The organism is Prosthecobacter fusiformis (genome assembly GCF_004364345.1).
In the GTDB taxonomy this organism is placed as follows: Bacteria; Verrucomicrobiota; Verrucomicrobiia; order Verrucomicrobiales; family Verrucomicrobiaceae; genus Prosthecobacter; species Prosthecobacter fusiformis.
In genome coordinates this window covers 114094-127919 of record NZ_SOCA01000006.1, presented here as the reverse complement: position 1 = coordinate 127919, position 13826 = coordinate 114094, and the positions used below count along the sequence as shown (strand labels likewise).

The following is a 13826-nucleotide window of genomic DNA, read 5'->3' as shown; positions in this document are numbered from 1 at the left end:
TATGTGGAGATGTTTTCTCCCCACATGTCCATAGGCCGTTCTTACTGGCTGCTCCTGACCCTGCTGCCTTTGGCAATCATACAGGCACAGGCCCAGACACCGGCTGAATATGTGGAGGGGGAGGTCATTGTGACATTTAAGGCATCCACCACCCAGCGCACGGCTGATTCCAGCCTCAAAAAACGCTCTCTTCGTTTTGAGCGTCGTTACGAGAGACTTTCCGCCCTGCGGCGAAAACCCATGGGGCTGGTGCGCAACGGCGGGCGCAAAACCCAGGACCTGATTGCAGAATTGAAGAACGATCCCACGGTCGAAACTGTGGAGCCTAACTACCTTCGTCATATCTCGGCACTGCCTGCCGACAGCCGGTTTAACGAACAGTGGGCTTTGCAAAACACGGGGCAGGTGGTGAGCGGAAGGGCCGGCACCATCGGTGCTGACATCAGTTATGTGGACGCTTGGGCTAAATCACGGACTCCAGATGGAGAAATGGTGGTGGCTGTGGTCGATACCGGTGTGGATGTCATTCATCCAGAGATTGCTCCACGCATGTGGACAAACTCCCTGGAGATACCCGGTAACAATGTCGATGACGATAGCAACGGCTACACGGATGACTATTACGGTTACAATTTCTCAGATGGCTTTTCTGATCCGTCCGATTCAGGCAGCCACGGCACTCACGTCGCCGGAACCATCGCCGCGCAGGGAAACAACACCGGGGTGATCGGCGTCAATGATCACGTCAAAATCATGGCATTGAGGGTGTCATCCAATGGGGATACCATCTCCACTTCAGCCGTGATTGAAGCCATCGAATATGCCGTCGCCATGAAACAGCGCGGCATAAACATCGTCGCCATCAATTCATCCTATGGGGGAGGCGGATTTAGCAGCATCGAGCGTGCAGCAATCATCAGCGCCGGGGAGCAAGGCATCATCCTCTGCGCCGCTGCCGGCAACAACAGCCGGAACAATAACACAACGAATACCTACCCTGCATCCTATGGCCTAACGAACATGATCGTGGTGGCCTCATCCGATCATCAGGATGCCTTGTCCAGTTTCTCCAACTATGGCAGCACCAGCGTGGACTTGGCAGCCCCAGGATCCCAGATTCTCTCGACAATCCCCGCGACTTATTCCGTTGTGGCAGGTAGCAGGACCTATGCTGCCTTACGAGTGGATTATGCTAAAACCGTCACCAGTCTAACAGGTCAGATCGTCGATTGTGGACTCGGTCATCCAGGGGACTTTCCAGTAGGGTTCAGTGGAAAAATTGCACTCATTCAGCGCGGAGAAATGACTTTTGCGGAAAAAGTGTCCAATGCCCAAACGGCAGGTGCCATCGGAGTGGTGATTTATGACAATGTGAGCAGCCAGGACATCTTTGAGGCCACCCTTGGAGTGCCGAGTCTCTGGATTCCAGTACTGGCTGTCAGACAAACTCATGGTCAGGCCATCAAATCAGTCCTGCCGACCACTCTCAGTTTTGTAGCCAGCGCGGCTTATCAATCAATGCAAGGCACCTCCATGGCCACCCCGCATGTGAGTGCTGCTGTGGCCTTTGCGGCGTTGAACTTCCCTAACGAGACCCTCACACAACGTAAGCAACGCATCTTGGCCAGCGTGGACGTCACGGCCGGACTTCAAGGGAGAGTCCGCACCAACGGGCGGCTCAATCTCGACCGCATTGTGGATGCCGATCAAAATGGCATGGCTGACTGGAGCCTCAATATCGCGAATGTCGCAGCACTCAAAGGCGGCATCCTCGGCCTGCCCTATTCAGAAAATTTAACCGTTGATACCGGCACACCACCTTACCAGTTCACTCTCACCAGCGGCAGTCTTCCACCAGGCATTACCCTCACCGCCGGGGGGCTGCTATCAGGTCTGCCAGAGCAGACTGGCAGCTTCACCTTCACCATCGCTGTCACCAACGAAGTGGAAAACAGCGGCAGCAAGACCTTCACACTATTCATTGCTGCCCAGGCTCAGCAGATCGTCACGGCATCCCTGCCGGATGGTTATACCGGAGCTCCTTATTCCTTCTCTCTGACCGCCAGGGGCGGCACCGGCCCTTACCTTTGGAGTCTCACGTCAGGCAGTCTCCCGGACGGTTTTTCCCTTAGCCCATCAGGTGTCATCAGCGGTCTTACAGATCTAGCGGAAAACCGTACCTTCAAGGTCTCCTTTGTGGACGCTCATCGCCTGACCGCCGAGGCGGACCTGAGCCTAGCGATCAACCCTTCCCCTATCACCATCACCCGACAGACCGCCCTACCCTATGGAGTCAGATCGGGGTCTTATAGCCAGTCGTTGACCGCGAGCGGAGGCACCACCCCATATACCTGGAGCGTGTTGAGTGGCACTTTACCCCGAGGGCTGACACTCAGTTCCACCGGCATCTTGAGCGGTAAACCTGCCCTTGCTGGGAATTATGAATTCCGGCTTCAGGTGCGTGATGCCACACAGGCGATCACCTCCAAAATTTTCACCGTGGAAATCCGCGCCGGGTATTCCCGCCCCGTGATGAATCCCCTAACCCTTGGTAGTACATTCATCGGCGCTGCTTATACCTCCACCGTATCCGCTGAAAACTACCCCAGTTCATACAAGATCACCGGTCTTCCAAGTGGATTGACTTATTCGTCTAAAACCGGAGCTATCAGTGGCCGTCCCAAAGTGCATGGTGACTACACCATCACCGTCACAGCCACCAATACAGCAGGAACGAGCCTGGCCGTTTCCAGTGTTTTAAGTGTACGCAACCTACCGCCCCAGTGGGTGGGCACTTTCACCGGCATCATCACCCGTAATACGGCTTCAAACAAGGACCTGGGCAGCCGCTTCAACCTGACCACAACCTCCCTGGGTGCGTATTCGCTCAAGGTCATCACTGGCACTACCTCCAAGTCCGCCACTGGCTACTTGGTGGAAGGGGAATACCAGGTGGATGTCCTGATCCATGGGCAGCAGCTACGCCTTGCGCTCGATCCTGCCTCCCAGCTTATCAGTGGATTCCATGGTGCAGCGGCTGAAGTCAGAGGTTGGCGGAATCCGTGGCCAGAAAATCAGGTGGTAGCAGCCCAGCGTATCGGATACTACAGCGCGGCCTTAAACCCAGCCACAAGCCTAGAGCCCCCTCCGCTACCCATTCCACTGGGCTCAGGTTATCTGACAATACGTATAAGCTCGACGGGGCTGGCCAGCATCACCGGGCGCACCTCCACCGGGGATACCGTCACCAGTTCCAGCATCCTTGGGCCTAGTGGTGAGACAGCCGTCTATCAGTCTCTTTATAGCAGCACCGGTTCATTGACGGGCAGCTTCAATGTCCAGTTAGGACTTGGTGAAAAGCCTGCGGGCAATAGTCTAACGGGCACCCTCACCTGGCTGAAACCAGTGAATAAAACCCGCTACTATCCGGGCGGATTTGGCTCTCTTTCCCTGGATGTTTCTGGAGGATACTTGGCTTTAACATCCTCCGGCAGCATCGTGCAGGGGCTTCCGAATCCTGGCGTTCAGTCGCTCATCTTTAGTGAAGGAGGACTGGACCTTTCTGACACCGTTCCAAATCTGCCCGCCTTTGATTTCACCAGCACTTATCTGGTTAAAACACCTCTGGCAGGCAGTTCCGCCAACCTTGCCCGCACCACCTTGACCATCAACAAAGCTACTGGTGCCATCAGCGGCAGCTTTACGCTGAGCGAAAATGAGACCACCACCAAGCGCAAGGTCTCCTTTCTCGGCATGATCATCCCACACGGCACCGGCGGCGTGAAAGCCCAAGGCTATTTTCTCCTCCCCCAGATCCCTCTGGCAGGAGAGCGCAGCACCACCAGCCCCATTCTCAGCGGGCGCGTTCAGATCCTGCAGCCATCTTCTTCTACCGAATAATCTTTTCGTCGGAACCATTCGGTCAGGAGCGGGTTGGATAGACATCGGCCATGAATTCGCTCACCCCTACCTTCCACATCCGCATCGACCGCCGCCGCCTGCTTCATAGCCTCCTTCTCGCCACTGGCGGCATCATTACCAGCAGTGTTTATGCGGAGGCGCTCACGCTCACCCCACGCGCCACGGAGGGTCCTTATTATCCAGACCACCTGCCGCTAGACCAGGACAATGACCTCCTGCAGATCCAGGGTAAGGCCACCCAGGCCATCGGCACAGTAGCTGAGTTTGGTGGACGTCTTCTCAATGCCGATGGGCAGCCTATCCAGGACGCCGTCATTGAACTGTGGCAGGCGGATAACAATGGATGCTACATCCACAGCCGTGGCACTCAGCGCGGTCAGGAGCGCGACCCCGCCTTCCAAGGTTATGGAAAAATCGTCACGAATGCCAAAGGTGAATATCGTTTCCGCACCATCAAGCCCGGCCTTTATACTGGCCGCACCATTCACTGGCACATCGCTGTGAAACAGGGGGATAAGCGCATGCTCACCACTCAGCTCTACATCGCTGGAGTGCCACAAAATGATAAGGACGGTATCCTCCGCCGCACGGGTGATGAAGCCCAGCGCCTCTCGGTCATCCGCGAATTCAAACCCAAGAGCGCAGACAGCCAGGAGCTCGTCAGCACCTGGGACATCGTCATCGGCAGCACGCCCGAAGATCCCGAGCAGCGCCGGGGAGGTGGTCGCCCAGGAGGACCTCAATGAGATCAAGGTAACCGCTGAGCTGGCATTGAGCTAACCGCAGCACCATTCGCGGCCGCATTTTGGAAAGCAGTGCAGTGGTAAAATGTACGTCGCGGAATCTGGACCTAACATTGTAACCATAGCCGAATCATTGATGTGACTTGTAAAGCGGAAGACTCATCACTAGTCTCGCTGACGTTACTTATGAAAAGACTCTTTTGGGGGCTGGCTCTGGCTTTACTTTTTATCACTCACACCGACGCTCATGCGGAAGGGATAGGGGCCACCGTTCCGGCGCTGAAGACTCTTTTCCATGACGACTTCCTGATGGGCACGGCCTTGAATTCGACACATTTTTCGGAGGACGAAGGCTTATTAAAAACAAGCACGGACGAGAGAGAAATCGTCAACAAACACTTTGATTCGATCACTCCGGAGAATTCGCTCAAATGGGGATCAGTCCACCCAAAGCCAGACACGTATGTCTTTGATGAGGCTGACCGATACGTCAACTTCGGCCACAAGCGCGGGATGTTCATCATCGGCCACACCTTGGTCTGGCATTCGCAGGCCCCCGCATGGATTTTTCAAGATCAGGAAGGCACCCTATTGACGAAGGATGCTCTGCTCGCCCGAATGAAGGATCACATCCAGACTGTGGTTGGTCGTTATCGGGGAAAAATCCATGGCTGGGATGTGGTGAATGAAGCTTTGGCTGACGACGGAAGTTTGCGCGACTCGCTTTGGCTAAAAATCATCGGCGAAGACTACATTGTGAAAGCCTTTGAGTTCGCTCAAGAGGCAGATCCTTCGGCTGAACTTTATTACAATGACTACGGGCTCGAAGAAGCTCGCAAACGTGAAGGTGCCCTGAAATTGCTAAAGAAGCTCCAAGCAGTGGGGGTGAAGATCACTGGTGTGGGGATGCAGGGGCATTATGGCATTGATTATCCAAAAATGTCGGAGATTGAGAATACGATCCGATCATTCGCCACTCTCAACCTTAAGGTCATGATTACCGAACTGGATGTGAATGTTCTGCCAACACCAGGTAATGGAGGAGCGGATATCAGTATCAATTTCAAGCCTGATGCCCAATGGAATCCTTATGTGAAAGGCCTGCCCATGAAGGAGGAAGAGCGGCTGGCTCAACGTTATGCAGAGCTGTTTGCCTTGTTCCTTCAATATCGAAAAGACATCTCTCGAGTCACCTTTTGGGGAGTGAGCGACTCGGGTTCCTGGTTAAATGATTTCCCAGTTCATGGCCGGACCAATTATCCGCTCCTGTTTGATCGAAACTGTCAGGCCAAACCTGCATTCACCGCCGTTGCGAAGCTCCGGCAAAGTGTAGATTAAATTGCCAGACGAACGACAAATACTCCGGCTTCACACCCACCCTTTGATACACACCTCGTTAGGCCGTGAGGAACATTCCGGGAAAAGCGGTGCTGCGCTCAGCGCTACCCACCGCACTCTGGGCCGCTCCGAGTGGTAGGCAGGGGCATTGAGGATTCATTGAGTCAGATAAGCTGTGATAAAGACGAGCGTGCGCCTCTTATGCAATACAGTCTGCGAGTTGATGATGTTTCCAGAAGCATCTTCTTCCTCGACGTTTTGCGTATCCGTCCTGGGGTCCATTTCTAGTACCAGGGTCTGCCCGAAGGGCATCACGACATCTGACTTGAAGTGACGTGTTGATATCATGGGATGCTTGCTTTTCACTTCCATATCCTTGGAAAGCGGAACTGTCTTGGTGGATAGCAGCACTCCTTGGGCATCGAATTTGGACTCGCGCAGTTCATCTTTTTCCGCATCGGTCGCGGATTCAGTTCTAGTGCCATCAGCATGCGTGAGAATCCTCGAGATGACAGGCTCCTGCACGACAGGTTTGGGGTCTTCGAATCCAGCAAATTCAACAATTTGCAAGGACACATCAAGGGCTATCCGACTGTCTGCACGTATCTCGGGAAGCACGGTGAGTGAGACACCACAATTCTGGATGATCTGCGTCAGCGGCCCCCCTTCCACAGGATAAAGAAATTCATGGATGATCTCGACTTTGGCTTTTTCGCCCGGATTTCGTCGTCACGGTAGGAGCAGACAAGAGGTCCACTCCTTTCCGCTGGCTCAGTTCCCGGATCAATGTCTGGATCTGAGAATCGGGGAAGGTGCCCACAAACCCGGGCTTAATATTCCCTTCATGAAGCGGCTCCGGCAGCACCAGGACAGGCGCATCGCCGCGGGAATGAAGCTCAATGAACTTGGAAACAATGTGAATCTGGGGGGCCTTGGGGTCTGGTGAGGCACCTTTGGTGATGCCTATGAAAGTTAATAACACGATACTAACACTGGTCGCGATTTTCATGATGGGATGTGCGCGGGGCTGGTTTGCAATGGATTGAATGCGGGCACGCAGGGCAGCACCCCTTTGGAAAATGCCCACAAAACCTAGGCTGAGTCCTTGCTGGCTAAAGGCGGTTTCGACTTTCAGCAGTGTGTGCCCGTAAGTGACACGTTGAGTCTGGTTCGCACCGTCGAGAACCTGGGTATCGCAGGCGGCTTCGCGGTCGAAGCGGGCCTTGAAAAAGGCGAGCCAGAGCAGCGGATTGAACCAATGCATGGAGAGGAGGAGGCAGAGCAGGGCATTTACCCACAGATCCCCTCGTTTGATGTGCATCAGCTCATGCTTGAGGACGAGACGAGCCTCATGTGGCTGGAGCATTTGTTCAAAATGGGAGGGCAGTAAAAGGGTAGGACGCAGCAGACCTATCACGGCCGGACTGCGGATCGCAGAGGCCACCCATACTCGTGGAACGTGATGCAGACCCATCTGCGGAGCTAGACCGGCAAGCTCACATTGTAAGATATCACTTACTGGCAGACGAGTACGCCTGAACCTCCACAATGTTTGCGTAAAGGCGACGATGCTGAACGACATTATGCCGATGGCCCCGCCTAGCCACGCCAGGCAAATGATCTGCCGCCATGGGACCGGCACGGGAGTTTCAGAAGCTGCATCGAAGGATAGTGGAACGGACGCAGCCTTGCTTGGCTCAGTGATAGAAAGCTCCTGTTGTGGAGCTGGGGCCATGTGGGTGATGGAAGTCACACTCCAGGAGCTCTCCAGGGAGATGGGCATCAGCAGCACGATCAGTACCGGCAGCCATAGAGCATAATTCCAGCGCGCCGACACATAATGCCGCAATATTGACTGTGCCAGGAAGACCGCCACAGTGAGCAGCGAGGCGCGTGTGGTCGCTGAGAGAACCCAGTCAAAGAAAGGCATGAGAATGTCCATGGCAGGTTAGGGCTTGAGCGTTTGATCAAGGATCTTTTTCAGCTCGCGTACCTCTGCGGGAGTGAGCTTACTATTCTGGGCGAAGTGAACGAGCAGTGGTTTCGCCGCACCGCCAAAAATACGCTGCATGAAGCTCTCTCCCTTGGCCCGCACACAGGCCTCACGATTTATTGCAGGCAGATAAGTAAAGGTGCCGGAGCTGTTCTTGGAAGTCGTGAGCGCTCCTTTTTCGATCAAGCGCGTCAGCAGCGTGCGAACGGTATTCTCTGCCCATTTCGTGGTGGGACGGAGAGTCCGGGTCAACTCTGAGGCTGTCTGTGGAGAAGACTCCCACAACGCCTCCATGACGGACCATTCGGATTCAGAAATGTCTGGAAGTGGCATATCGACATATCATTTCACTACAAATGTAGTGACACAACAACTACAAATGTAGTGATGGGAAAAATAAATACCCGACAAATTGCATAAGATGTCCACATACCTTTCGTTTTAGCGGCACCATGCGTTCCCTCGTCACCGCCCTGCTTTGCCTGCTGTCTGCCACGGCCCTTCACGCGGCCCGGCCTAACATTGTTTTCATCATGGCCGATGATCTTGGCTACACGGATGTCGGCACTTTTGGCAGCCAGTATTACGAGACGCCCAACATTGATAAACTGGCGGCTCAGGGGATGAAGCTGACCAGCCACCACCATTGCCAAAACTGCCAGCCTACGCGGGCTGCTTTGATGAGCGGCCAGTATGCGCCGCGGACGGGCATTTATACCGTCGGTGAGATCGGCCGCTTTGAATGGCAGACCCGCACGCTCCGCCCTGTGGATAACGTGACAGCCCTGCCGCTGGACAAGATCACCCTCGCCCAATCTTTAAAGAAAGCTGGTTATGTCACGGGCATGTTTGGCAAGTGGCACCTCGGAATGAAAGGCCCGGAGCAGCCTGGTCAGCGGGGTTTTGATGAAGCCATCGAGTCCAGCGGCAAGCACTTCAATTTCCACACCACCCCGGAAACTGAATACCCCAAAGGACAGTATTTAGCCGACTTTCTCACCGATAAGGCCGTGGACTTTATCCAGCGCCACAAGGATGGCCCCTTCTTTCTCTATCTGCCGCATTATGGCGTGCACTCACCCATTGATGCCAAACCGGAGCTCATCGAAAAATTCAAGGCCAAGCCCGGGGTCGGCGGCCACAACAACCCGGTCTATGCCGCCATGATCGCCAGCGTGGATGAAAGTGTGGGCCGCGTCATGGCCGAACTGGAAAAGCAGGGCATCGCGGACAATACGCTCCTCATTTTCACCAGCGACAATGGCGGCGTGGGCGGATACGTGCGCGAAGGCATCAAGAAAAAGGGTGATAACACCGACAATGCTCCTCTGCGCAGCGGCAAAGGCAGCCTCTACGAAGGCGGCACCCGGGTGCCCTTCATCGCCCGTTGGCCTAGCATCATCGCTCCTGGCACGCAAACCGGCGTCCCCAGCATCCATGTGGATATTTATCCAACTTTTCTGGAAGTCGCCGGTGCCTCAGCCCCGGAAAATTATCCGCTGGATGGGGAAAGTCTGGCCCCTTTGCTCCGGAATGCCAAAGCCACTCTGAAGCGTGAGGCCATCTTCCAGCACGTCCCGGGTTATCTAGGCGCAGATCCCGGCACCTGGCGCACGACCCCCGTAGGCCTCATCCAACAGGGGTCCTGGAAGCTCATGGAATTTTTCGAGGATGGTCGCTTGGAGCTCTACAATCTGGAGCAGGACATCGGTGAAACCAAAAATCTGGCGGCTGAAATGCCGGACAAAACGAAGGAACTTCAGGCCAAAATGGTGACTTGGAGAAAGGACATCGGGGCAAAAATGCCCACCCCCAATACCCCCGTAGAGGCCCCTAAGGGAAAGGGCAAAGGCAAAGGGAAGGGCAAAAAGAACAAGAAAAACGCCGAGTGAGGTAAATCGCTCATTTTCACCTCTTAACCTCGCTGGTCAGGACCTCCAACAAGAGTCCGCCGGGCGTATCTACATCGAAAAATTTGACAGGGGCTCCGAATGCGTGCCCTTGGTTGCCCCCATTTCAGTCATTGCTCCTTATCATGCCCAAGGCCCTCATCATCGCAGAAAAACCCAGCGTGGCTACCGACCTTGCCCGTGCCCTCGGCAAAGCGCCGGGCATGACCGCTTTCACCAAGGAGAAGGACTATTTCGAAAATGAAACGCATGTCATCTCCAGCGCTGTCGGTCATTTGATCGAACTTGGCATGCCTGAGGTGAACGGGAAAAAGATCGGCTGGGGGTGGACGCACCTGCCCATCATGCCGCAGGAATTCGAACTGAAGCCCATTGAGGACAGTGCGGACCGTTTCAAACTCCTCAGCCGCCTGATGAAGCGCAAGGACGTGGATAGGCTCATCAATGCTTGCGATGCCGGGCGTGAGGGGGAGCTGATTTTCCGCTACATCGTGGAGGCCGCTGGCATTAAAAAGCCAGTCCAACGCCTGTGGATGCAGTCCATGACGCAAGGGGCCATCCTCGGCGCTTTCCAAAAACTGCGGAGCGATGAAGAGATGCGCCCGCTCGCGGATGCCGCCAAATGCCGCAGCGAGTCTGACTGGCTGGTGGGCATCAATTCCACCCGTGCCCTAACCGCCCTGAATTCCCGCAATGGCGGCTTCCGCCTCACCCCGGCGGGCCGTGTGCAGACCCCCACGCTGACCATCCTGGCCAAGCGTGAACTGGAGATCCAGGCATTCGTTCCGCGCACTTATTTTGAGGTGCATGGCCTCTTTGAGGTCAGCGCGGGCCAGTATGAAGGCCGCTGGTTTGACGAATCCTTCAAGAAAGACGAAACCGACGAGCACAAAAAGGCCGAGCGCCTGTGGGATCTGGAAAAGGCCCAGGCCATCGTCCAGCGTTGCCTGGGTAAACCGGGCAAAATTGAGCAGATCACCCGTCCGACCAAACAGATCGCCCCGCTGCTGTATGATCTCACCAGCCTGCAACGGGAGGCTAGCAACCGCTTTGGTTTCTCAGCCCGTCGCACGCTCCAGATTGCCCAGGCTCTTTATGAAAAGTTCAAGGTCCTGACCTATCCGCGAACGGATTCCCGCTATCTGCCGGAGGATTACGTCGGCACGGTGAAGGAAACTCTGGGCGGTTTTGCCCGGCAGGATACCCGCAAGCCTGGTGCCCTGCCGCAGGATCTGGGCACCCACGCCGCCACCGCCCTGGACAGCGGCTGGGTACGCCCGTTCAAGCGTGTCTTTGATACGACTAAGGTCAGCGACCACTTTGCCATCATCCCGACCGGCCTCATCCCGCCCAAGGAACTGCCAGAGGCGGAGCAGAAACTGTTCGACATGGTCGCACGCCGTTTCGTCGCCGTCTTCTTTCCCCCGGCGGAATTTGAGGTGACCACCCGAATCACCCGAATCGAAAAGGATGCCTTCAAAAGTGAGGGCAAGGTCCTCGTGGCTCCCGGCTGGTTGGCTGTCTATGGAAAAAAAGCGGCTGAAGAGGCTGCTGCCGAAGGCGACAGCAAGGCCAAGCTTCTGGTCTTGGCCAAGGATGGCGACACCGCCAAAACGCTGGAGCTGCAGTCCGCTGAAATGCAGACCAAACCCCCAGCCCGGTTTAACGAAGCGACCCTCCTTTCCACCATGGAAGGTGCGGGCAAGCTGGTGGAGGACGAAGAACTGGCTGAGGCCATGAGCGAACGTGGCCTGGGCACCCCAGCCACCCGCGCCGCCATCATCGAAGGACTCATTTCTGACAAATACATTGAGCGGGTGGAGCGAAACATCGCCGTCACCACCAAGGGCTTGTCCCTCATCGACCAGATCAGCCAGATCGGCATTGAGGCGCTCAGCAGCCCGGAACTGACCGGCCAATGGGAATACAAGCTGCGCCAGATGGAGCAGAACAAGCTGGACCGCAGCAGCTTCATGCGGGACATCCGCCGCCTGACCAACGAGGTGGTGGAGAAAACCAAGGCCTATCACAAGGTAGCCAAAGACCGCGTGTATCCTGATTTCGATGCCAAATGCGGCGTCTGCGGACACCGGGGCTTTGAGCAGAAAGAGGACTATCTCTCCTGCAAAAACCCTGACTGCAAAGTCCGTGTTTACAAGGTCATCGCCGGTCATGAACTGAGTGAAGAGCGTCTGCGTGAGCTGATAGAAAAACGTTTCCTGCCCCCGATGGAAGGCTTCCGCAGCCGCCTGGGCAAGGACTTCACGGCGGGTATCGAGATCAAGGACGACGGCAAAACTAGCTTTGTTTTCCCAGGTGGTGAGAACGATCCTGACGCTCCACCGCCATTTGATTTCACCAGTGCGGCCCCCATCGCTCCCTGCCCTGTGTGTAAGCTGAAGAAGCGTGATGGCAAGATCTACGAGACTACGGAGCATTACATTTGCAACGTTGCCGCGAAGGACGCCAAGGCGTGTAACGCGCGCATTCCTAAAGTGTTGTGCAAGAAGGAAATCAGTGTGGCTAACGCCATCAAATTCTTCACCGAAGGCAAGACGGACCTTATTGAGGGAATGATCTCCAAAAGAGGCCGTCCCTTCAGCTCTTTCCTGCTCTGCAAAGCTGGCGAAAAACGACTGCTCGGCTGGGAGTTTCCTCCGCGCGAGGCGAAACCCAAAGCCCCAGCGGCTCCTAAAAAAGGCCGATTTGCAAAAAAAACCGCGTCCGAGGAACCCCCAGAAGAATAGCCGCTAAACGCCACGAAGGCCCTTAACCAGGGCTATTCAAGCGTATCCGAGCCGGTTTTTGATGCATTTTGCATCATGCGCCTGCTCATTACAAAAGTGTGCCAATAATGTCCAGATCAAATCCGAAGGTTGATTTTTTGCAAACGACTGTCATTAGTGGGTTCCGACTTCTCTTCTTGTGACTAAGCCAGCATTTCAACTCAATCTCAGCGGCGTCCTCTTTTTCGGACTGCACGCCCTCGCCATTTCGGCCTTTTTCGTTAAGCCCGATCTCACCGCAATTCTTCTTTGCGTCGGTCTCTTTTTGGTCCGTAAATTCGGAATCACAGGCGGTTATCACCGTTATTTCTCACACCGCTCTTTCAAGACTTCCCGCTGGTTCCAGTTCGTTCTGGCTTGGCTAGGGGGCATGTCCGCTCAAAAAGGAGCACTCTGGTGGGCAGCCCATCACCGGCACCATCACCAGCATTCCGATCAGGAAGACGACATCCATTCCGTGAAGCAGCAGGGCTTTTATTGGGCGCACGTCGGCTGGGTTTTGGCACCTGACTACAATGAATATGACGCCAAGCGCGTAAAGGACCTGACGAAGTTTCCTGAGCTGGTCTTCATTGACCGCCATCACATCATTCCGCCGCTGGTCCTGGCCGTTGCCACCTATCTTTTCGGCCTTTTGATGACCGGAACCGCTATGGGCGGCCTGACTTATTTCCTCTGGGGCTTCTGCCTTAGCACGGTGATTCTTTATCACACCACCTTCGCCATCAACTCCTTCTGCCACCTCCTCGGCAGCCGCCGTTATGAGACGGGTGAGTCCAGCCGCAACTCCTTCATCCTGGCCATCGTCACCCTGGGCGAAGGCTGGCACAACAACCACCATTACTACCCGCACTGCGCACGCCAGGGTTTCTTCTGGTGGGAAATCGACCCAACTTATTATGTGATCAAGGCGCTCAAGTTTGTGGGCATCGTCCACGACATCAAGGAGCCTAACGCTCGCGTGTTGGAAGGCAAGGAAGCGACTGCTTCGCTCGGCTGAATCACCCGATATCTAGCGAAAATTCAAAGCGGAGGCTAATGCCTCCGCTTTTTTTGTGCTTTCATATCGACGAATGCCCAGCAGAGAACACTAATCTCACCGGGTTTAATGATTAGTGTTTATTGCTGGGCATTC

9 protein-coding genes are annotated in these 13826 nt (G+C 55.1%); 6 read left to right on the top strand and 3 right to left on the bottom strand.

Annotated elements, in window-relative coordinates; genetic code table 11:
• Positions 1-24: 24 nt before the first annotated feature.
• The 3 genes from EI77_RS15730 to EI77_RS15720 all read left to right on the top strand — a co-directional run bounded on the left by EI77_RS15730 (position 25) and on the right by EI77_RS15720 (position 6002).
• The gene (locus EI77_RS15730; RefSeq protein ID WP_166647291.1) at positions 25-3900 is read left to right on the top strand and encodes a S8 family serine peptidase; all 3876 of its coding nucleotides are present in this window, start codon (positions 25-27) and stop codon (positions 3898-3900) included.
• Positions 3901-3950: 50 nt separating this feature from the next.
• Positions 3951-4667 carry a dioxygenase family protein gene (locus EI77_RS15725; protein ID WP_133796248.1) on the top strand — a complete coding sequence of 239 codons (717 nt, stop codon included), beginning with the start codon at positions 3951-3953 and terminating at the stop codon, positions 4665-4667.
• A gap of 183 nt (positions 4668-4850) precedes the next feature.
• Entirely contained in the window at positions 4851-6002 is a 1152-nt protein-coding gene (locus EI77_RS15720) for an endo-1,4-beta-xylanase (RefSeq protein ID WP_133796247.1), read from the top strand.
• A 156-nt stretch (positions 6003-6158) separates the two neighbouring features.
• On the opposite strand, the gene EI77_RS15715 is transcribed toward EI77_RS15720, so the two are convergent.
• From EI77_RS15715 to EI77_RS15705, 3 genes are all read right to left on the bottom strand, one after another.
• The gene (locus EI77_RS15715; protein ID WP_133796246.1) at positions 6159-6620 is read right to left on the bottom strand and encodes a hypothetical protein; all 462 of its coding nucleotides are present in this window, start codon (positions 6618-6620) and stop codon (positions 6159-6161) included.
• 67 nt (positions 6621-6687) lie between these two features.
• On the bottom strand, positions 6688-7932 hold the full coding sequence (locus EI77_RS15710) for a M56 family metallopeptidase (protein ID WP_166647290.1): 1245 nt from the start codon (positions 7930-7932) through the stop codon (positions 6688-6690).
• A gap of 18 nt (positions 7933-7950) precedes the next feature.
• Positions 7951-8328: a BlaI/MecI/CopY family transcriptional regulator gene (locus EI77_RS15705; RefSeq protein WP_133796244.1), complete on the bottom strand. Its 378-nt coding sequence runs from the start codon at positions 8326-8328 to the stop codon at positions 7951-7953.
• A 119-nt stretch (positions 8329-8447) separates the two neighbouring features.
• Here EI77_RS15705 and EI77_RS15700 point away from each other — a divergent pair, with 119 nt between their 5' ends.
• The 3 genes from EI77_RS15700 to EI77_RS15690 all read left to right on the top strand — a co-directional run bounded on the left by EI77_RS15700 (position 8448) and on the right by EI77_RS15690 (position 13691).
• Positions 8448-9887, top strand: a complete 1440-nt coding sequence (locus EI77_RS15700; RefSeq protein ID WP_133796243.1) for a sulfatase — start codon at positions 8448-8450, stop codon at positions 9885-9887.
• 143 nt (positions 9888-10030) lie between these two features.
• Positions 10031-12652, top strand: a complete 2622-nt coding sequence (locus EI77_RS15695; protein ID WP_133796242.1) for a DNA topoisomerase III — start codon at positions 10031-10033, stop codon at positions 12650-12652.
• Between the two features lie 178 nt (positions 12653-12830).
• Entirely contained in the window at positions 12831-13691 is an 861-nt protein-coding gene (locus tag EI77_RS15690) for an acyl-CoA desaturase (RefSeq protein ID WP_133796241.1), read from the top strand.
• The last annotated feature ends 135 nt before the right edge of the window (positions 13692-13826 follow it).